1 protein-coding gene is annotated in these 251 nt (G+C 66.5%); it reads left to right on the plus strand.

The features are described from left to right. On the plus strand, positions 1-251 hold a 251-nt coding region (locus V6L75_RS21130), incomplete at both ends, for a tripartite tricarboxylate transporter permease (protein ID WP_334253408.1).

Here is a 251-nt window from a genome sequence, read left to right on the forward strand (position 1 = left end):
GGCTCGGCGGAGCTGTTCATGCTGGCGCTCTTCGGCCTGTCCATGGTGGCGGTGCTGGCCGGGCGGAGCCTGGCCAAAGGGATTGCGGCCTGCTGCACCGGTCTGATCATCGGCTCCATCGGCGGGGCGCCGGCCACCGGCGAGTTCCGCATGATCTTCGGCTTCGACTATCTCTATGACGGCATTCCGCTCGTCATCATCGGCCTCGGCTTCTTCGCCGTGCCCGAGATCGCCGACCTGCTGCGCAAGAA

Origin of the sequence: Pannonibacter anstelovis (assembly GCF_036881715.1) — a bacterium.
GTDB classification, from domain to species: Bacteria; Pseudomonadota; Alphaproteobacteria; order Rhizobiales; family Stappiaceae; genus Pannonibacter; species Pannonibacter anstelovis.